This is a genomic window from Nocardia sp. NPDC056100 (assembly GCF_042266325.1).
GTDB lineage: Bacteria > Actinomycetota > Actinomycetes > Mycobacteriales > Mycobacteriaceae > Nocardia.
In genome coordinates this window covers 21,224-39,706 of sequence record NZ_JBHJVY010000004.1, presented here as the reverse complement: position 1 = coordinate 39,706, position 18,483 = coordinate 21,224, and the positions used below count along the sequence as shown (strand labels likewise).

General features: G+C 66.0%; 21 protein-coding genes. 13 read left to right on the top strand and 8 right to left on the bottom strand.

Going from position 1 to position 18,483, the window contains the following annotated elements:
• The first annotated feature begins 124 nt into the window (after positions 1-124).
• Positions 125-1,315 carry an urea ABC transporter substrate-binding protein gene (gene urtA, locus ACFC0O_RS30775; RefSeq protein WP_364649534.1) on the top strand — a complete coding sequence of 397 codons (1,191 nt, stop codon included), beginning with the start codon at positions 125-127 and terminating at the stop codon, positions 1,313-1,315.
• A 140-nt stretch (positions 1,316-1,455) separates the two neighbouring features.
• A complete protein-coding gene (urtB, locus tag ACFC0O_RS30770; protein ID WP_364649414.1) occupies positions 1,456-2,340 on the top strand; it encodes an urea ABC transporter permease subunit UrtB in 885 nt (294 codons plus the stop codon).
• Positions 2,341-2,353: 13 nt separating this feature from the next.
• Here urtB and ACFC0O_RS30765 read toward each other — a convergent pair whose 3' ends face one another.
• On the bottom strand, positions 2,354-3,571 hold the full coding sequence (locus ACFC0O_RS30765; RefSeq protein WP_375964057.1) for an RNA-guided endonuclease InsQ/TnpB family protein: 1,218 nt from the start codon (positions 3,569-3,571) through the stop codon (positions 2,354-2,356).
• Between the two features lie 101 nt (positions 3,572-3,672).
• Here ACFC0O_RS30765 and urtC point away from each other — a divergent pair, with 101 nt between their 5' ends.
• The 4 genes from urtC to ACFC0O_RS30745 are packed head-to-tail and all read left to right on the top strand — an operon-like array spanning position 3,673 to position 7,061.
• Complete coding sequence (gene urtC, locus ACFC0O_RS30760; RefSeq protein ID WP_375964055.1) at positions 3,673-4,854, top strand: urea ABC transporter permease subunit UrtC; 1,182 nt, start codon at positions 3,673-3,675, stop codon at positions 4,852-4,854.
• Entirely contained in the window at positions 4,851-5,654 is an 804-nt protein-coding gene (urtD, locus tag ACFC0O_RS30755; protein WP_375964053.1) for an urea ABC transporter ATP-binding protein UrtD, read from the top strand. Before urtC ends, urtD begins: the two co-directional genes overlap by 4 nt.
• A complete protein-coding gene (gene urtE / locus ACFC0O_RS30750) occupies positions 5,647-6,339 on the top strand; it encodes an urea ABC transporter ATP-binding subunit UrtE (protein WP_375964050.1) in 693 nt (230 codons plus the stop codon). The genes urtD and urtE overlap by 8 nt, the downstream gene beginning before the upstream one ends.
• Positions 6,340-6,353: 14 nt before the next feature.
• Entirely contained in the window at positions 6,354-7,061 is a 708-nt protein-coding gene (locus tag ACFC0O_RS30745; RefSeq protein ID WP_375964048.1) for a GntR family transcriptional regulator, read from the top strand.
• A gap of 175 nt (positions 7,062-7,236) precedes the next feature.
• Here the strand turns inward: ACFC0O_RS30745 and ACFC0O_RS30740 are convergent, their stop codons facing one another.
• From ACFC0O_RS30740 to ACFC0O_RS30730, 3 genes are all read right to left on the bottom strand, one after another.
• Positions 7,237-7,776: a carboxymuconolactone decarboxylase family protein gene (locus ACFC0O_RS30740; protein WP_375964046.1), complete on the bottom strand. Its 540-nt coding sequence runs from the start codon at positions 7,774-7,776 to the stop codon at positions 7,237-7,239.
• 76 nt (positions 7,777-7,852) lie between these two features.
• Positions 7,853-8,494, bottom strand: coding sequence for a GNAT family N-acetyltransferase (locus ACFC0O_RS30735; RefSeq protein WP_375964043.1), 642 nt, complete (start codon positions 8,492-8,494; stop codon positions 7,853-7,855).
• Between the two features lie 423 nt (positions 8,495-8,917).
• Positions 8,918-9,691 (bottom strand): TetR/AcrR family transcriptional regulator, encoded by a 774-nt coding sequence (locus ACFC0O_RS30730; RefSeq protein WP_375964040.1) that lies wholly within the window; start codon positions 9,689-9,691, stop codon positions 8,918-8,920.
• Between the two features lie 119 nt (positions 9,692-9,810).
• On the opposite strand from ACFC0O_RS30730, the gene ACFC0O_RS30725 reads away from it, so the two are divergent.
• The 5 genes from ACFC0O_RS30725 (at position 9,811) to ACFC0O_RS30705 (ending at position 13,523) form a co-directional block, all read left to right on the top strand.
• On the top strand, positions 9,811-10,188 hold the full coding sequence (locus ACFC0O_RS30725; RefSeq protein ID WP_364649438.1) for a VOC family protein: 378 nt from the start codon (positions 9,811-9,813) through the stop codon (positions 10,186-10,188).
• A gap of 80 nt (positions 10,189-10,268) precedes the next feature.
• A complete protein-coding gene (locus ACFC0O_RS30720) occupies positions 10,269-10,844 on the top strand; it encodes a dihydrofolate reductase family protein (protein ID WP_375964037.1) in 576 nt (191 codons plus the stop codon).
• Between the two features lie 16 nt (positions 10,845-10,860).
• Complete coding sequence (locus ACFC0O_RS30715) at positions 10,861-11,217, top strand: YciI family protein (protein WP_375964035.1); 357 nt, start codon at positions 10,861-10,863, stop codon at positions 11,215-11,217.
• A 119-nt stretch (positions 11,218-11,336) separates the two neighbouring features.
• Positions 11,337-12,623 carry an RNA polymerase sigma factor gene (locus ACFC0O_RS30710; RefSeq protein WP_375964033.1) on the top strand — a complete coding sequence of 429 codons (1,287 nt, stop codon included), beginning with the start codon at positions 11,337-11,339 and terminating at the stop codon, positions 12,621-12,623.
• A gap of 174 nt (positions 12,624-12,797) precedes the next feature.
• Positions 12,798-13,523: a transglycosylase SLT domain-containing protein gene (locus ACFC0O_RS30705; protein ID WP_375964031.1), complete on the top strand. Its 726-nt coding sequence runs from the start codon at positions 12,798-12,800 to the stop codon at positions 13,521-13,523.
• A gap of 85 nt (positions 13,524-13,608) precedes the next feature.
• On the opposite strand, the gene ACFC0O_RS30700 is transcribed toward ACFC0O_RS30705, so the two are convergent.
• Positions 13,609-14,454, bottom strand: a complete 846-nt coding sequence (locus tag ACFC0O_RS30700; RefSeq protein WP_375964028.1) for an SDR family oxidoreductase — start codon at positions 14,452-14,454, stop codon at positions 13,609-13,611.
• Positions 14,455-14,565: 111 nt separating this feature from the next.
• On the opposite strand from ACFC0O_RS30700, the gene ACFC0O_RS30695 reads away from it, so the two are divergent.
• Both ACFC0O_RS30695 and ACFC0O_RS30690 read left to right on the top strand, forming a co-directional pair.
• A complete protein-coding gene (locus tag ACFC0O_RS30695) occupies positions 14,566-14,955 on the top strand; it encodes a winged helix-turn-helix transcriptional regulator (protein WP_375964026.1) in 390 nt (129 codons plus the stop codon).
• Between the two features lie 65 nt (positions 14,956-15,020).
• A complete protein-coding gene (locus tag ACFC0O_RS30690) occupies positions 15,021-15,494 on the top strand; it encodes a nucleoside deaminase (RefSeq protein ID WP_375964024.1) in 474 nt (157 codons plus the stop codon).
• Between the two features lie 151 nt (positions 15,495-15,645).
• On the opposite strand, the gene lpdA is transcribed toward ACFC0O_RS30690, so the two are convergent.
• From lpdA to ACFC0O_RS30675, 3 genes are all read right to left on the bottom strand, one after another.
• The gene (gene lpdA / locus ACFC0O_RS30685) at positions 15,646-17,049 is read right to left on the bottom strand and encodes a dihydrolipoyl dehydrogenase (protein WP_364649459.1); all 1,404 of its coding nucleotides are present in this window, start codon (positions 17,047-17,049) and stop codon (positions 15,646-15,648) included.
• Between the two features lie 34 nt (positions 17,050-17,083).
• Positions 17,084-17,392, bottom strand: coding sequence for a nuclear transport factor 2 family protein (locus ACFC0O_RS30680; protein WP_375964021.1), 309 nt, complete (start codon positions 17,390-17,392; stop codon positions 17,084-17,086).
• 88 nt (positions 17,393-17,480) lie between these two features.
• Positions 17,481-18,479 (bottom strand): dipeptidase, encoded by a 999-nt coding sequence (locus ACFC0O_RS30675; protein ID WP_375964018.1) that lies wholly within the window; start codon positions 18,477-18,479, stop codon positions 17,481-17,483.
• Positions 18,480-18,483 lie beyond the last annotated feature (4 nt).

Sequence of the window (18,483 nt, the reverse complement as noted above, 5' to 3'; positions counted from 1 at the left end):
CGCACGTGGCGTCGATGTGCAAGTGAGAAGGGTCCGCCCAATGCAAGATTCCCACCGCCGGCAGCGAACTCAGCGCCTGGTCAAGGCCATCACCATCCCGACCGCACTGGTGCTGTCCGCAGCCATGATCGCCGGTTGCGGTTCCCGCGACAGCGATACCGCCGCGGGCTCCAACGCCAAGTCCTGCGTCGACACCTCCAAGGACACCATCAAGATCGGGTCGCTGCACTCGCTGACCGGCACCATGGCCATCAGCGAGGTGACCGTCGCGAACGCGACCAAGATGGCGGTGGACCAGATCAACGCGGCCGGCGGCGTCATGGGCAAGAAGATCGACCTGGTGCTCGAGGACGGCGCCTCGGATCCGAAGACCTTCGCCGAGAAGGCCGAGAAGCTGATCAGCTCCGACTGTGTCGCAGCGGTTTTCGGCGGCTGGACCTCGTCGAGCCGTAAGGCCATGAAGCCCAAGTTCGAATCCCTGAACTCGCTGCTCTACTACCCCGTGCAGTACGAGGGCCTGGAGGACAGCAAGAACATCTTCTACACCGGCGCCACCACCAACCAGCAGATCGTCCCGGCCCTGGACTACCTGAAGCAGAAGGGCATCACCTCCCTCTACCTGGTCGGTTCGGACTACGTCTTCCCGCAGACCGCCAACCGCGAGATCAAGGCGTACGCCAAGGCCAACGGCATCGAGATCAAGGGCGAGGATTACGCCCCGCTCGGCTCCACCGATTTCTCCACAATCGTCAACAAGGTCCGCAACTCCAAGGCGGGCGCGGTCTTCAACACCCTCAACGGCGACTCCAACGTGGCGTTCTTCCGCGAGTACTCCAACGCGGGCCTCAAGCCCACCGATATGCCGGTGGTCTCGGTGTCCATCGCCGAGGAAGAGGTCGCGGGCATCGGCGCGCAGAACATCGCGGGCCAGCTGACGGCGTGGAACTACTACCAGACCGTCGACACCCCGGCCAACAAGGCGTTCGTCGCCGCGTACAAGGCCGCCTTCGGCGCCAACAAGCCCACCTCGGACCCGATGGAAGCCGCCTACACCTCGGTCTTCCTGTGGAAGAACACCGTCGAGAAGGCGAAGTCCTTCGCGGTGGCCGACATTCAGGCCGCGGCCGACGGCGTCAGCTACGACGCGCCGGAGGGCACCGTCACCATCGACGGCTCCAACCACCACATCACCAAGACCGCGCGCATCGGTGAGATCCGGCCGGACGGACTCATCTACACCGTGTGGGATTCGGGCAAGGCCGTACAGCCGGACCCGTACCTGAAGTCCTACGACTGGGCCAAGGGCCTCAAGTAATCAGCTAGCCGCCGATGAGGGGCGGCCGGTGCGGAACTCGTTGCCGCACCGGCCGTTACGGCGGCTATCCCGGCCATGAGGATCGCCCACGACGCGCTGCCCCGCCACGGCGGCGCGAGAGAACCACAGAGGTATTCACAATGGAAGTCGCTGTCGGACAGCTGTTCACGGGTTTGAGCCTCGGCTCTATCCTGCTGCTCGCCGCGCTCGGTCTGTCCCTGACCTTCGGTCAGATGGGCGTGATCAATATGGCGCACGGCGAATTCATCATGGCCGGGTGTTACACCACATTCGTTGTACAGCAAGTCATTCACTCCACCGGCGTCGCGCTGATTGTGTCGCTGTTCGTCGGATTCCTGGTCGGCGGTCTGCTGGGCGCCGCCCTGGAAATGGGTCTCATCCGCTGGATGTACGACCGCCCGCTCGACACCCTGCTGGTCACCTTCGGCGTCGGCCTGGTGCTCCAGCAGGTCACCCGGGACATCTTCGGCGCGCCCGCCAAGAACGTGGTGGCCCCCGACTGGCTGACCGGCGGCATCACCATCGCCGGAACCGTGGTCCCCAAGACCCGCATCTTCATCATGGTGCTGGCGGTCGCCGCGGTCATAGCGCTGGCCACCGCGCTCAAGACCACGCCGCTGGGCCGTCGCATCCGGGCCGTGGTGCAGAACCGCAGTCTCGCCGAAACCTCCGGCGTCTCTTCCCGATTCACCGATATCAGCACCTTCTTCATCGGCTCGGGCCTGGCCGCCGTCGCCGGTGTCGCACTGACCCTGATCGGCTCCACCAGCCCCACCATCGGCCAGTCCTACCTCGTGGACGCCTTCCTGGTGGTCGTCATCGGCGGCCTCGGCCAGATCAAGGGCACCATCATCGCGGCCTTCGGCATGGGCCTGCTGAATTCCTTCGTCGAATACTCGACCACGGCCTCGGTCGCCAAGGTGATCGTCTTCATCGTGATCGTGATCTTCCTGCAGGTACGCCCCCAGGGCCTGTTCACCGTTCGCACCAGGAGCCTGGCTTGACTTCCCGCCACGCCTATCGAGTAGCGGTCCCTGCTCTCACGAGCCGAGGTTTCTGCTTCACCGACGACTGCCGTCTCGGGGTATCCCGATGAGGTCTTACGCCATCTCCACAGACTGCAACCGCCAGTCCGGCGGCCAGAATGTTCCGAGCTGCATTGACGTCACGATCGTGGGTGACCCCGCAGGTTTCACAGGCCCAGTCCCTGACCGCCAACGGCATGTCGTCGGCAACGGCTCCGCACGCCGAACAGAGTTTGGACGAGGGGAACCATTGGTCGACGACGATCACCTCACGCCCGTACCGGGAACCCTTGTACTCCAGCATGGTTCGGAACTGTCGCCACGAAGCATCCACGATGGCCCGCGCGAGACCGCGATTGCGAACCATCCCTTGGACTTTCAAATCCTCGATAACGAGCGTTTGATTCTCACGCACGAGTCGAGTCGTCACTTTGTGCAGGTGGTCGCTTCTCCGATCAGCGATACGGCAGTGGATGCGCGCAACCGCCCGGCGAGCCTTCTTCCGATTCTCGCCGTCGCCGGGGGCCTTCCGAGCCAGTCTCCGCTGCGCTCTGGCAAGTCTGATCTGTTCGCGGACTTCATGTTTGGGATTCAGGATCTTCTCCCCCGTGGACAACACCGCAAGGCTCGCCAAACCCATATCGATACCAATCGCGGCATCGGTGACGGGCGGGGACTCGACTGCGGAGTCATCACACAGCAGCGATACGAACCATCTCCCGGCGCGGTCGCACGACACGGTGACCGTGGACGGCGGAATCCCCTCGGGCAGTGGTCGCGACCAGACAACCTTCAAGGGTTCGGCCAACTTGGCAAGCGTCAGCTGCCCGTCGTGGTATCGAAAGCCGCTGCGCGAGTATTCGGCACTGGCACGGGACTTCTTGAGGGATTTGAACCGCGGATACCGCGCCCGCTTATCCCAGAAAGCAACGAATGCGGACTGCAGGTGTCGCAGTACCTGCTGCAGCGGGACAGCCGCTACATCGTTCAGGAACGCAAGCTCGTCGGTCTGCTTCCACAACGTCAGCATCGCCGAAGTGGTGTTGTAGGTAATTCGTTCCCCGTGCAGGCGCCAGGCCTCACTTCGAGCTTCCAACGCCAGGTTGTACACGAACCGCACACATCCGAAAGTTCGCGTCAGCTCAGCTGCCTGCACATCGGTCGGATAGAAGCGAAATTTGAACGCCCGCTTCACAGAAGCGGATTGCATGATCAGAAAATTAGCACACCCGTTCGATACGCGCCTCGGTTTTCACGAACCCGGGCTCGCGTCACCTGCCGTCAGGCGCGGGCGTCTCGGGAAGGATTCCAATGACTTCCGTTGTGCAACGGTTCAGTACCAATTCCTCGCTCAAGGCCGTGGGCGGATTCGCCTTGGCCGCAATCGTTCTCTTCGGTCTGGCACCCGCGGTGCTCACCGATTTCCGGCTGAGTCTGCTCGCCAAATTCCTGTGCTTCGCCATTGTCGCGGTGGGTATCGGGCTGGCGTGGGGGCGCGGCGGGATGCTGACGCTCGGGCAGGGCGTGTTCTTCGGGCTCGGCGCGTACATCATGGCCATGCATATGCAGATGGCCGATGCCGCCAAGGCGCACGAGGATGTGCCGGAGTTCATGTCCATCGCGGGCATCTCCGAATTGCCGTCGTACTGGCAGCCTTTCGCTTCCGCGCCGGTCGCGATCATCGGAATTCTGGTGCTGCCCGCCGCCATCGCGGCGGTGCTCGGGTTCGGTGTCTTCAAGCGCCGCGTCAAGGGCGCGTACTTCGCCATCCTGAGCCAGGCGCTCGCGGCGGCGCTGGCGATTCTGCTCACCGGACAGCAGACCATCGGCGGGTTCACCGGGCTCAGCGATTTCAAGACGTTCTTCGGCTTCCGGCTGGACGATCCGGTGAACCGGCGCATGCTGTTCTTCATCGCGGCGGGCGCACTGCTGATCGTGGTGGCCGTGGCGCGGCAACTGATGCACAGCCGGTACGGCGAACTGCTTGTGGCAGTGCGTGATCAGGAGGAGCGCGTGCGCTTCCTGGGCTACGACCCGGCCAACATCAAGATTGTCGCCTACGTGGTGGCGGCGTTCTTCGCGGGTATCGCGGGTGCGCTGTTCACCCCGATCGTCGGCATCATCTCCCCCGCCGATATCGGCGTGGTGCCCTCCATCGCCTTCCTCATCGGCGTCGCCATCGGCGGGCGCACCACCCTGCTCGGCCCGGCGCTCGGCGCGATCGGCGTGGCGTGGGCACAGACCAGCTTCTCGGAGGAATTCCCGTCCGGCTGGATCTACCTGCAGGGCGCGCTGTTCATCGTGGTGGTCGGCTTCCTGCCCGCCGGTCTGGCCGGATTCGGGCCCATCGCAAAGCAATTGGCCGAACGACTGCGGTCCGCGCGCAGCGCGCCGGCCGTTCCGGCGGGCACCGCGATCGTGGCCTCGGTCATGTCCACCGGTGCACCGGCCGAACCGGAAACCCCTGCGGACGAAGCGAAGGTGACCGCATGAAAATGGACAGCGAATACCTCGAGATCCGCGGCCTGTCGGTCAGTTTCGACGGCTTCAAAGCCGTCTCCGATGTGGATCTGACTGTGCTGCAAGGGGATCTGCGCTTCCTCATCGGACCCAATGGCGCGGGCAAGACCACGCTCATCGACGCCATCACCGGGTTGGCCGCCGCCACCGGCTCGGCGCAGAAGTCCGGAAACGAGCTCATCGGCAAGAAGGTGCATCAGATCGCGCGGCTCGGGGTCGGGCGCACCTTCCAGACCGCCTCGGTGTTCGAACAGCTCACCGTGCTGCAGAACCTCGATATCGCCGCCGGGGCAGGACGTTCCGCGCTCACCCTGCTGCGCAAGCGCAAATCGGTGCTGCCCGCCATCGAGGAGGCCCTGGACACCATCGGCCTCACCGAACTGCGCGATAAGCCCGCCGGAATCCTCGCGCACGGACAGAAGCAGTGGCTGGAGATCGGCATGCTGCTGGTGCAGAACGCCTCGGTGCTGCTGCTCGACGAACCCGTCGCGGGCATGAGCGCCGAAGAGCGTGAAGAGACCGGAAACCTGTTGCGCCGCATCGGAACCGAACGCGTCGTCGTGGTGGTCGAACACGATATGGACTTCATGCGCGCCTTCGCCACCTCGGTGACGGTGCTCGCCGGTGGCCGCGTGCTGAGCGAGGGCACCGTGGAAGAGGTGCAAGCCGATCCCAAGGTGCAGGAGGTCTACCTCGGCACCGCCGCTGCGGGCGAACTGCCGCCCGCCACCGAAGCCCCATCCACCGATGTCACGGAGGCCGCGAATGCTTGAACTCGTTGACCTGACCACCGGTTACGGCCGGACCCAGGTGATTCACGGTGTCTCCCTTACCGTTCCGAGCGATGGCGTGGTCGCCGTCATGGGGCACAACGGGGCCGGGAAGACCTCGCTGCTGCGCGCGGCGGTGGGACTGCTGCCCGCCAAATCCGGCAAGATCCGCTTCAATGACGAGGACATCACCAAGATGTCGCCGTCCAAGCGGGTGAAGCGCGGTATCGCCTATGTGCCGCAGGGACAGCAGTCGTTCCCGCAGCTGTCCACCATGGAGAACCTCCAGGTGGTGGCGGACGGGCGCAAGCGCGCCAAGGAACTCATCGCCGAATCCCTCGACCTGTTCCCGGCTCTGAAGGAACTGCTCACCCGCAAGGCCGGGCTGCTGTCCGGTGGGCAGCGCCAGCAGCTCGCCATTGCCCGCGCGCTCATCACCGAACCGAAACTGCTCATCCTGGATGAGCCGACCGAGGGCATCCAGCCGTCCGTCGTCGCCGAAATCGAGCGCACCATCATCGATCTCACCAATCGCGGTGGATTGAGCGTGCTGCTGGTGGAACAGCACATCGGCTTCGCGCTACAGGCCGCACAGCAGTACTACGTGCTGCAATCGGGGCGCATCACCTCCACCGGGGCGGGTGGAGCGGGCGCGGAATCCGATGTCCGACTGGCCATGGCGATCTGATCAGGCGATCCGACATGGCGCGCAGGGGGCGTATTCCATTGTCCGAGCGGGTCTACCTGGCCCTGCAACGAGACCTGGCGGCAGGCGTCCTGACCCCCACCGAACGGCTCGGCGAGGAACGCCTCGCCGAGACCTACGGCGTCTCCCGCACCCCCGTCCGCGAGGCTCTGGCGCGCCTCTACGCCGACGGCCTCCTCGAACGCCACACCGACGGCCTCTACCCCTACCGCCCCCGCGTCAACGAACTCGGCGACCTCTACGAACTCCGAATCGTCCTGGAAGCCAGGGGAATCCAGCGCCTGCAGCATGTGGACGACGACGCGTCCCAGCTGCTCCATGACGCCGAGGCATTGCGCCGCGAGTTGGAGCTGTGGCGACAGCTACGCGACCAGCCACCCGAGCCGGGTGCGGAACTCATCGCCGCCGATGAGCGATTCCACTCCACCCTGCTCGTAGCCGCGGGCAATTCGGCCCTGGCCGACGCCCTCGCCACCGTGCACGCCCGCGTCCGCCCGGTCCGCGCCATCGATATGCCCACCGCCGAACGCGTAGCCGCCATGGCCGAGGACCACATAGCGATAGCCGAAAGCCTGCTCGCAGGCGACCTCGACACCGCCCTGCGCACCCTCATGGCCCACCTCACCAGCTCCCGAGCCCACGTCTTGACCCGAGCCAAACGCGCCATCGAAATGACGAAACTCGCCCAGGCCGTGCGGGAATGAACAAAAGAGGCCCGGAGGGCACGCGCCTCGCTACCGCGCGACCGTAGTTCCACGTCGTCCATGGCACGGCGGACGCGATCTCGGTGGAGGTTCCGCTCGCCCTGGCGCGACTCGCTCGGGGCTGCCGGCGCTGGGATGGGCCGCCGGGCAAGCATGGCGACGTCTGCCGGACTGCTCAGTGGTCGGTTTGGATGCGCAAGGCGGTGATGGTGCTGGCCAGGCCCTCGTACTGGTTTGTCAGCAGCACGATTTCGATGAGGCGGCGCTCGTCATAGTGGGTGGCCAGGGTTTGCCAGGCGGTGTCGTCCAGGTCGCGGGTGGTGACCAGTTGGTCGACGGCGGCCAGCAGGGCGCGTTCCTTGTCGTTCCAGCCGGGGGCGGTGGGACCGGTGCGAATCCAGTCGAGCTTCTCCTGGGTGACGCCCGCACGCTTGCCGAGGCGAATGTGATGATCCATCTCGTAATCGCATTCGCGCAGGTGAGCGACGCGAATAATGACGAGTTCGGACTCGTAGCGACGCAGGCGGCCGCCGGGCATGAGCTTGCCGGAGAAGTGCAGCCAGCCGCGGAACAGGCCGCCGGTGCGGCCGAGCGTGCTGAACAGGTGAGCGTCCTCGGTCCCGGCGGCGCGCGAAAGCGCTTGCCAGACAACCCAGTTGATCGGACCGAGCTCACGGAGACGGCCGGGAGCTATGCGTGGCTGCGTCGACACCATGCCTCACGCTAACAGCCTGTCCCAGTCAGCGGCCACCAGATGTTCGACGCGGCGACCGCGGTCGCGCGGGCGCTCGCTACGGTTCCGCGCGGTGGCGGGCGCGGGAACCCAGTGCGAGGGGGAGGGTTTCGGCGGGGTGGTCGCCGCGGACTCGGGCGTGCAGGTGCATATCGTGCCAGCCGTCGGCGTGCAGGGTGGCGCTGCGGTTGACGCCCTCGAGGAGGAAGCCGCATTTGCCGGCCACCCGGCAGGATTGCTCGTTGTGGACCGAATGGCGCAGTTCCAGGCGGTGGAAGCCGATATCGTCGAAGGCCCAGGAGGTGACCGCTTCGACGGCGCGCGGTGCGATCCCGCGGCCGCGCGCGCCGGGCATCACCCAGTAGGCAACGGCCGCGGTTCCGTGCGGTAACTCCATCCCCAGGACCGAGGCGCGGCCGACCACCCGACCCGAACGACTGTCGGTCACCGCCCAATTCGCGTCGACGCCGCCGTGCCAGGTGCGACTCCACGCCGCCACCAACTCCCCCGCCTCCTCGATGGTCTCGGCGGTGCGCCGATGCCAGCGCTGGATGAGCGGATCCTGGAAGGCCGTGAACACCTCATCGGCATCGCGTCGCAGCCAGGGCCGCAACACCAGATCCTCGCCCGCCGGGAGCACCGGTTGCGCGGTTCTGGTGAAGGCTTCGGCGGCAACGATTGCCGGGATGGAACGCGGCATACTTCGAATTCTGCCCCGTGCGCCGCGGTGATGTCGCGGGAAATATCGATCGGCCGCAATCGGACTGCGGGGTCGCATTGCCGCAGCGGGCCGCCGATCGCGCGAAAGACCTTCCAGTCGAACAGGATTCGCGGCGGCCGCGACGACAGCCGACCGCACCCGGCTACGTTCCCGGCCATCCCCGGCGCGATTCGGCCACTGTCGCGACTCGGACATCGGTAGCGGAATTCGTCCGACCCACCCGCCCGGAGCCAACCCCGCGCAACACTCACCCGACCCCGCAGGATCAGTTCACCCCGCACAAGACTCGTCTGGCACACGGACCCGCACCGCCCACGGACCCATATGGCCCACGGGCCCCGGTCAGCCCGCGCGAGATTCGATCAACCCGCGCAAGGTTCGATCAACCCGCGCAAGGTTCGATCAACCCGCGCGAGATTCGATCATGGCGGCGAGGCCGTCTAGGGTGCGGGCCAATCCGAAGTCGTAGGCGTGATCGGCACCGTAGGCGCTGTCGTGCGCCTGCCCGGCGGCGGCCCCGACCCGCACGGCGAGCGGATAGCGCTCGGCGGGCATGACCCGTTCCAGCAGGGGCGCGGCGCGCTCCCACCAATCGTGATCGGATTCGCCGCTGTCGGCGGCCGCTCGTGCGGTATCGATGGCGATGCGCGCGACCGAGGTGACAAAGCCGAGCAGATAGGTCAACGCGGCGTCCATCTCCACATCGCTGAGGCCGAGCCCGTCGAACGCCCGCAGCTCATGGTCGTATTTGGCGGTGACGCCCGGCCCCAGCGGCGGCCGCGTGGTCGGCACGTACGCGACCCACGGATGCGCCGCGAGCAATGCCCGATTCTCCGCCGCGATCACGGAAACCTTGTCCCGCCAAGGCATTCCGGTGAGATCCGCGCGCGGCATCGCGTGGTAGACGGTATCGAGCATGAGATCCAGCAGTTCGGCCTTGCCCGGCACATAGGTGTAGGTGGCCATCGGCGTCACCCCGAGTTTCGCCGCGACCGACCGCATGGTGAGCGCGCCCAGCCCCTCGGCATCGGCGATCTCCAGCGCCGCCGCGACCACCGCGTCCACGGTGGTGCGTTGTTTGGGCCCGCGCGCCGGACCGCCCTGTCCGGGTTCGCGCCACAGCAGTTCCAGCGTGCGCACCGGATCTCCGGCCGAACTGCGCTCTCGTGCGCCCATCGCCTCACCTCCACGCCGATCGTATCCATGTGACGCGCGTCACGATGCAGGCCATCGGGAATTTACGTACAAAGTACAGCGTACTTAGTACAGAGTTTACCGGCAGCGAGGAGCCCCCCATGAAGATCACCGCATCCGCCCTCTCCCTGAACGTGCCCGATCCGACCGCCTCGGCGAAGTTCCTCATCGACCACTTCGGCTTCACCGAGGCCATGTCCGCCGACGGCTTCGTCTCCCTGACCCGCCCGGACGCCGGAATCAATGTCATCTACCTGCGCACCGGCCTGGGCAGCTTCAAACCGGCAACCATCGCGGGCAGCGCCGGACAGGGCGTGCTCGTCGTATTCACCGTCGAGGACATCGACACCGAATACGCCCGAGTCCAGGCCGAAGGCGTCCCGATCGTCACCGAGATCGAGACCGAACCCTGGGGTGAGCGCTACTTCCAGACCCTCGATCCGAACGGAATCGTGATTCAACTCGTGCAGTGGGTCTAATCGTGTCGATTCCGTCCCTTCCCGTTCGAGGAGTAGGTGAGGACCGCTGAACGGTCCGCCTCGAACGGGAAGGACGGGCAATGCGCAAAGTAGTGGCAATCGAGAACATGACCCTGGACGGGTACGTGGACTCGCAGACCGGAATGGGGTTCGAATGGACCTTCCGCGGCTACAGCGAAGAGGTCGACGCCTTCGGTAACCAGCATGTGCGCGCCGATGTGGACACCACCGTGTACGGGCGCAGGACCTTCGAGGGCATGCGCGGCCACTGGACGCAGGTGCCGTCGAACCCCGACGCCACCCCGGGTGAACTCGCGCACGCGGAATGGGTCAATAACGTCGACAAGATCGTCTTCTCCACCACCATCGGCGACCCCGAATGGGCGAACACCCGCGTCATCGCCGCCGACGCCGCCGCGCGCGTCGCCGAACTCAAGGCCGGAGACGGTGGGACGCTTGCCATTTACGCCAGCCCCAAACTCGTGCACTGGTTCATCGACAACGGCCTCATCGACGAATTCCGGATCATGGTGCATCCGGTGACCATCGGGTCCGGCACCCCGCTCTTCCACGACAAGGCGAAACTGGACCTGAACCTGCTGGAATCCAAGACCTTCGACTCGGGCGCGGCATATGTCCGCTACCAGGTCGCGTGAGCGAGAGGATCGAACAATGCGACACATGGTGCTGATTCGCCTGGACCCGTCCGCCGCACCCACCGGTGGCCCGGATGAGCAGTTGATGGCGGATATGAACGTGCTCATCGAAGAGATGACCAAGGCCGGTGTACTCCTGGACACCGCCGGGCTGCGCCCCACCGAGGAGGGCACCCGCGTCCGCCAATCCGGCGGCAAGCAAACCGTCATCGACGGCCCCTTCACCGAATCCAAGGAAATCATCGGCGGCTACTGCCTGCTGCAAACCCGCTCCAATGCCGAAGCGGTGGAATGGGCCTCGCGCTTCCTGCGCGTGCACGGCCCGGAGTGGGAGATCGAAGTCGAGGTCCGGCAGCTCGACGACCAGGGCTGACCGGATGCGGCCACCCGAGCGCCCGACATCCCACAGCGGCGATGTGCCCGCCTGACGCGGAGCCTCCAGGCCGCGGGGCTGAAACCTCGCGGCCGCCGGAGGAACGCGCACGCCGAGCGGTGGAGGCGGCGTGGCGCATCGAGTGGCCGCGGCTCGTCGCCGGACTGACCCGGATCGCCGGGGATATGGGCACGGCCGAGGAACTCGCCCAGGATGCCCTCGTGGCCGCGCTGGAACAGTGGCCGCGTGACGGGATCCCGCCGAATCCGGGCGGCTGGCTGATGCTGACGGCGAAACACCGTGCCATCGACCGGATTCGGCGCGATGCCACCTTCGCCCGCAAACTCGAATTACTCGGACATCAATTGCGCATCGACGAGGACGGGCCGCGCGCCGACGCGTTCGGCGACGATCCCGCGGCATCGGCCGTGTTGGCGTCCGATGAAGGCGACGCGTTCGATGATCTGCTACGGATGATGTTCACGGCCTGCCATCCGGTGCTGACGCCGCCCGCGCGGGCGGCGCTCACGCTGCGCATGGTCGGCGGGCTGAGTACCGGGGAGATCGCGCGGGCCTACGTGATTTCGGAATCGACTGTGGCACAACGGATAGTGCGAGCCAAGCGCACCATCGCGGACTCCGGGGTGAAGTACGAGGTGCCGCGCGGGGCGGAATTGGCGGCGCGGCTGGACTCGGTGCTCGAGGTGATCTACCTGATCTTCAACGAGGGGTACACCGCGACGGCGGGTGATCGCTGGGTGCGCACCGAATTATGCGAGGACGCACTGCGTTTGGCACGCATCCTGACCGGACTGCTGCCCGATGAGCCGGAAGCGCACGGGCTGGCGGCACTGCTGGAATTGCAGGCGTCCCGCCTCCAGGCTCGCCATGGCGCGGCCAATGAGCCTGTGCTGCTTGCCGATCAGGATCGTGCGCACTGGAACGGGCTGTACATTCGGCGCGGATTCGCGGCGCTCGGGCGCGCGCACGCACTGAACCGCGCCCAGGGCCGCCTGCCGGGACGCTATGCGTTGCAGGCGGCGATCGCGACGGTGCACGCCATGGCCCCAACCGCCGCCGATACCGACTGGCGTCGCATCGCCGGACTGTATGCCGTTCTCGCCGAACGTTTTCCATCACCGATCGTGGAACTGAACCGCGCCGTCGCGGTGGCCATGCTGCACGGTCCCGCCGCCGGACTCGAACTCGCCGACAAGGCGGCACAATCCGGCGCGCTCGACGGCTACCACCTGCTGCACGCGGTACGCGGCGATCTGCTCGCCCGCCTGGACCGCGGCCCCGAAGCCCACGCCGCCTTCCTGCGTGCGGCCGAACTCACCGGCAACAGCACCGAACAGGCGCTGCTGACGAGCCGGGCAGAACGAATCAACCAGCAGGACGACTAGCCACCGCCGCGGGTACCGCTCCGGAAAAGCTACGAGCATAGACCGCCGAACAGCGCGAACCTCGGAAGTTTCCGATTCGGCGCGCCGATCGGGCTCCCACGGGAACCGCCGCGCGGCGCGTACGGTGGAAGCCTCTCCGCCCTAGTCGTGATTACGAAAACCATTGGAATTCTCGTGATCTCGGTCGCGCCGATCCTGTTCGGCGTCGGCAGCCCGGCCGCGTACGCGGACACCGGCACACCGCCCGCCGGAAACTCCAGCCCCACCGGCGGCAGCAGCAGCGCGCAGGCACCCACCAAACCGTCGCGGACCGGGCCGGTCTGGCAGGGCGGTGGATTGCGCTGGGTGACCGATACCGGGCAGGAACGCAGGCGGGTCACCGCGGCCGAGATCGCGCAGTTGTCGGAGTACACCAACGGGCTCTCGGACCTGTCGGTGGGATTTCTGCAATTGACCGCAGGACTCTCCCAGACCGCTCCCACGCTGCTCGGATTGGCCTCCGGCGTCACCTCGCTGTCGCCCGGGATGTCCGAGTTGTCCTCCAGCCTGTCCGAACTGGCGTCCAGTTCGAGCGGGGCGGCCGGATTCCTGGAGCCGTCCTGGGTTTTCCCGCGACCGGCGCTGAAAGCCATGGCGCTGAGCATCGTTCCGCTGGATCAGTTCGGCGCGTTCGACCAGATCATCTCGCACGAGAGCAGTTGGCGGGTGTTCGCCGTCAACCCCTCCTCGGGCGCGTACGGACTGGCTCAGGCCCTGCCCGCGCACAAGATGGGCGAGGAGGGACCGGATTGGATCTTCAATCCCCTGACCCAATTGCGCTGGGCCTACAAGTACATGAACGAGCGCTACGGCAGTCCGATGGCGGCCTGGGCGTTCTGGCAGGAACACAACTGGTACTGAACCAGCCTGGATCTACAGCTCTCCGCCCCGGGGCCCGGTCGTATTCGACCGGGCCCGAACGCAATTCGAATACCGTAGACCGCGCTCAGTTGAGGGCGGTGCGGAAGACCTCGACCGCCGGGGTGGTATCGCGGCCGAGCAGTTTGCGCAGGTCGCCGCTGTCGACGGCGAGAATGCCCTGGGCGATGCCCGCGTCGGCGTCGGCGAGTACGGCGGCGTAGCCCGCGGGGACGCCGTTCTGCTCGAGGGCGGCGGCGTAGTCGGCCTGGGGCAGATCCTGATAGCGCACCGGCTTACCGGCGGCCTCCGAAATCGCCTGTGCCAGTTCGGCATAGGTGGCCAGATCGCCACCGAGTTCGTAGGTCTGACCCTCGTGCCCGGGAGTGGTGAGCACCTTGGCGGCGGCCTCGGCGTAATCGGCGCGGGCCGCGCCCGCCACCTTGCCCTCGCCCGCCGCACCGTAGAAGACGCCGGACTCGGCCGCGGCGGTGACGCCGTTCAGATAGTTCTCCCAGTACCAGCTGTTGCGCAGCCGCACCACGGGTACGGACGCCTCGTCCAGCGCGGCCTCGGTGCCGCGGTGCTCCTGCGCCAGGATGAGCTCATTGCGCTCGGCGTTCGGAATGCTGGTGTAGGCCAGCAGGTTCACGCCCGCACGCTCGGCGGCGCGAATCACATTGGTGTGCTGGGCCACTCGGCTGCCGAACTCATTGCCGGAGATCAACAGGACGCGGTCGACGCCCGCGAAGGCCCGGTCCAGCGCCTCGGCGTCGTCGTAGCTCGCCTCGCGAACCTCGACGCCGCGCTCGGCCAGATCGGCGACCTTCGAGGCATCGCGGACCACGGCCACGGGCTGTGCGCCCTCGCGCAGCAGCGCCTCGATGGTGAGACGACCCAGCTGACCACTTGCTCCGGTGACGGCGACGGTCATGACTTCCTCCAGGTATTCAAGGGAATGAACTGCGGTATCGACGTGTACTAACTAATAGTAAGCACATACCATTCCCGCACCGCAACCCGAACGGTTAGGTAATCTCGAATCATGAGCACGCCCGCCCCGGATCACGACGACCCCACCCTGGAGGCCGACGTCTTCGCGCGAAACTGCGGATCCCGCCCGGTCCTGCAGAACGTGGCGAGCCGCTGGGGCGTCCTCGCCCTGGTCGCGCTCCGCGAAGGCGCGTTCCGCTTCAGCGCCCTGCGCCGCCGCGTCGACGGCATCAGCGAACGCATGCTCTCGCAAACCCTGCAGACCCTGGAACGCGACGGCATGATCCACCGCGAAGTCCAGCAATCCATCCCCCCGCACGTCGAATACACCCTCACCGATCTGGGCGCGAAAGTCGCCGACCAGCTCGAGGGCCTGGTGGTGCTGCTGGAAACCAATATCGATCAGATCCGCTCCGCACAGGAGACCTACCACCGCGACTGAGCAGCGTCGTGATCAGCGGGTCGTGATCAGCTGTGCGACAACACCATCGACGAAGGAGCGGCATCATGCCCACCGATCTGCACTACCTCGAACGCTGCGTCGAACTCGCCACCGAGGCACTGGACGCGGGCGACGAACCCTTCGGATCGGTGCTGGTAGCCGCCGACGGCACCATCCTCGCCGAGGACCGCAATCGCGTCTCCGGCGGCGATCAGACCCGGCACCCGGAATTCGAACTGGCCCGCTGGGCCGCCGAAAACCTCACCCCCGCCGACCGCGCCACCGCCACCGTCTACACCTCCGGCGAACACTGCCCCATGTGCTCGGCCGCCCACGCCTGGGTGGGCCTGGGCCCCATCGTCTACGCCGCCTCGACCGAACAGCTCACCGCCTGGCTCGCCGAATTCGGCGTCCCCCAGGGCCCGGTGAACCCGCTCCCCATCAACCAGGTAGCCCCGAATATCCCGGTCAGCGGCCCGTTCCCGGAACTGACCGAACGAATCCACGCCCTGCACAAGCGCTTACACCTGGGTGACTGATCGTTTGATGGAGTAAGACATGCCAACGCCCGGCCTACTCTCACTCCTTGTCAGCGACCGCATCCGGCGGACTGAGCCGGATACGAAACGGCCCGGTACCGGGTGTTCCACCGGTACCGGGCCGAATGCTGTTGCGCTGCGAGCGAATCGATCAGAAGTTGATCATGTGGCCGGCGAGGCCGTGGATGGCCTCCTGGAGGGCTTCGCTCAACGTGGGGTGGGTGTGGACGTTGCGGGCCAGCTCGTTGACCGTGAGGTCCCACTTCTGGGCCAGGGTCAGCTCGGGGAGCAGTTCGGAGACGTCGGGGCCGATGAGGTGGCCGCCGATGAGTTCGCCGTACTTGGCGTCCGCGATGAGCTTCACGAAACCGGTCGGGTCGCCGAGGCCGTGCGCCTTGCCGTTGGCGGTGAACGGGAAGGTGGCGACCTTCACGTCGTAGCCCTCGTCGCGGGCCTGCTGCTCGGTGAGACCGAAGCTGGCGACCTGCGGCTGGCAGAAGGTGGCGCGCGGCATCATGCGGTAGTCGCCCAGCGGGAGGGTTTCCGCGCCGCCGATGGTCTCGGCCGCGACCACGCCCTGCGCCTCCGCGACGTGCGCGAGCTGCAGCTTCGCGGTGACGTCACCGATGGCGTAGATGCCGGGGACATTGGTGCGCATGTACTCGTCGATGGCGATGGCGCCGCGATCGGTGAGCTGCACGCCGGTGTTCTCCAGGCCGTAGCCGTCGACGCGCGGTGCGAAGCCGACGGCCTGCAGCACCTTGTCGACGGTGACGGTCTCGATATTGCCGGACTTGTTGTCCTTGATGGCGACGGTGACCTTGGAGCCGTCGTCATCGATGGACTGCACGGCCGCACCGGTGGTGATGGTGATGCCGAGCTTCTTGTACGCCTTGGTGATCTCCTTGGAGACGTCGGCGTCCTCGTTCGGCAGTGCGCGGTCCAGGAATTCGACGATCCGCACATCCACGCCGTAGTTCTTCAGCACGTAGGCGAATTCCATGCCGATCGCGCCCGCGCCGACCACCAGGATCGAGCCCGGCAGGTCGCGGGTGAGGATCTGCTCCTCGTACGTCACCACATTCGCGGACAGCGAGGTCCCCGGCAGCAGCTTCGTGGTGGTACCGGTCGCGATGATGACATTGTCGAACGTGATGGTCTCGGTGCCGCCCTTGGACAGCGCGACCGAGAGCGTCTTGGCATCGGTGAACGTGCCCGCGCCATCGAACTCGTCGATCTTGTTCTTCTTCATCAGGAAGTGGACGCCCTTGACGCGGCCGTCCGCCACCTTGCGACTGCGATCGAAAGCAGCGCCGAAGTCGAAGCTCACCTCACCGGAAATACCGAAGGTCTTGGCCTCTTTATGGAAAATATGGGCCAGCTCCGCGTTTCGAAGCAGCGCCTTGGACGGAATGCAGCCCACGTTCAGGCACACGCCACCCCAGTATTTCTGCTCGACAATAGCTGTTCGCAGGCCGAGTTGAGCGGCGCGGATCGCAGCGACGTAACCGCCGGGACCAGCGCCGAGAACGACGACATCGTAGTGGGAAGTCACGCCTGCGAGCCTAGCCCCGCCGCGCGCGTCGCACTCATCCAGCCTGCCCGGTTTCGAAGCGGCTGATCAGACCGTCCCGCACCGTGAAGCGCCACGCGGTGCGCATGCTCCCCCACCGGTCATTGGCGTAATCGGCGACGAATTCGGTAGGCACGGTGACCGATTCGACCTGCATCCGGCCATTGGTGGTGAAGATTTCCGAATCGGTCCACTGGGCGAGATTCCGCTCATTGCCGTCATCGGACATGCTGGCATCGGGGGTGAGGGTCTGGAAGAACGCGTCCACGTCATGCGCGTTGACGGCGTCCACGAATTTCTGCACCGTGCGATCGAGCTGCGTCATCTGATCTCCCCTTCGATACGGAATGGGTTGAGCAGGGCAAACACCGGGTTCGAGTCTAGCGGCGAAGATCGATTACGCCAGGGGGCGTTCAGTCCCGCCAGACCTGACCGGCGATGCGGGCGAAATTGCCGTGGAAGACGGCGGCACGCTCGGCGGCCGATAAACCGCGGTTCGCGAGCACCTCATCCAACCCCGGCACATCGGATTCACCGAGCAGATCCTCCGGCGGCGTCCACTGCAATGGCCCCCAGCGGGTGAACTCCGCGGAGAACACCTCCGGATTCGCCGCCACCTCCGCATTGAAGTCATCACCGTCGAACGAGAAATCCGAGCTGAACCCGATGTGCTCGATTCCGACCAGCTCCGCGCCGTAGACGATGTGATCGGCCATGGCCTCGACGCGTTCGGCGCGCTCACCCGGCGCATTGCGCCCCAGGAAGATGCCGACGCCGTTGATGCCGATCACCCCGCCGGTGGCGGCGCACGCCCGCGCCTGATCATCGGAGATATTGCGCGGATGCGCCCACACCGCAGCGAAATTCGAATGGCTGTAGACCATCGGAACGGTGGTGATATCGGCGATGTCCAGGCCCGTGCGCGGGGAACAGTGCGAACCGTCCGCGAACATGCCGACCTCGTTGAGGGTGCGAATCAGATCGCGGCCGTACGCGGTCAGTCCGGTGTCCTCGGTATCGAGGCAGCCGCAGCCCGCCGCATTCGCGTAGTTATAGCTGGGCAGCAGTGACCGCACACCCAGGTCGTAGAACATCTTCACATTGTCGAGGTCACCGCCGAGCGGTCCGGAATCCTCCAGATCGAAGGCGAGCGCGATGAGGTCCGGATCCGGATCGACCGCGTCGGCGATGCGCTCAACCAGCCGGAATCGACCGTCCGCCAAGGCATCTCGGCGGAATTGATCGATCATCCGCTCCGAATCCCGGGTGGAGTGCAGCGAATAACCCACATTCACCGAAAGATACGAACCCAGCGGATAGCGCGCCAGCTCGGCGATATCGGCCGAGGGCAGCAGTGGCAGGCAGCAGTGCTGTTCCCACAGCAATCCGGGACCTCCTGGGCGGATCGGCATAAAA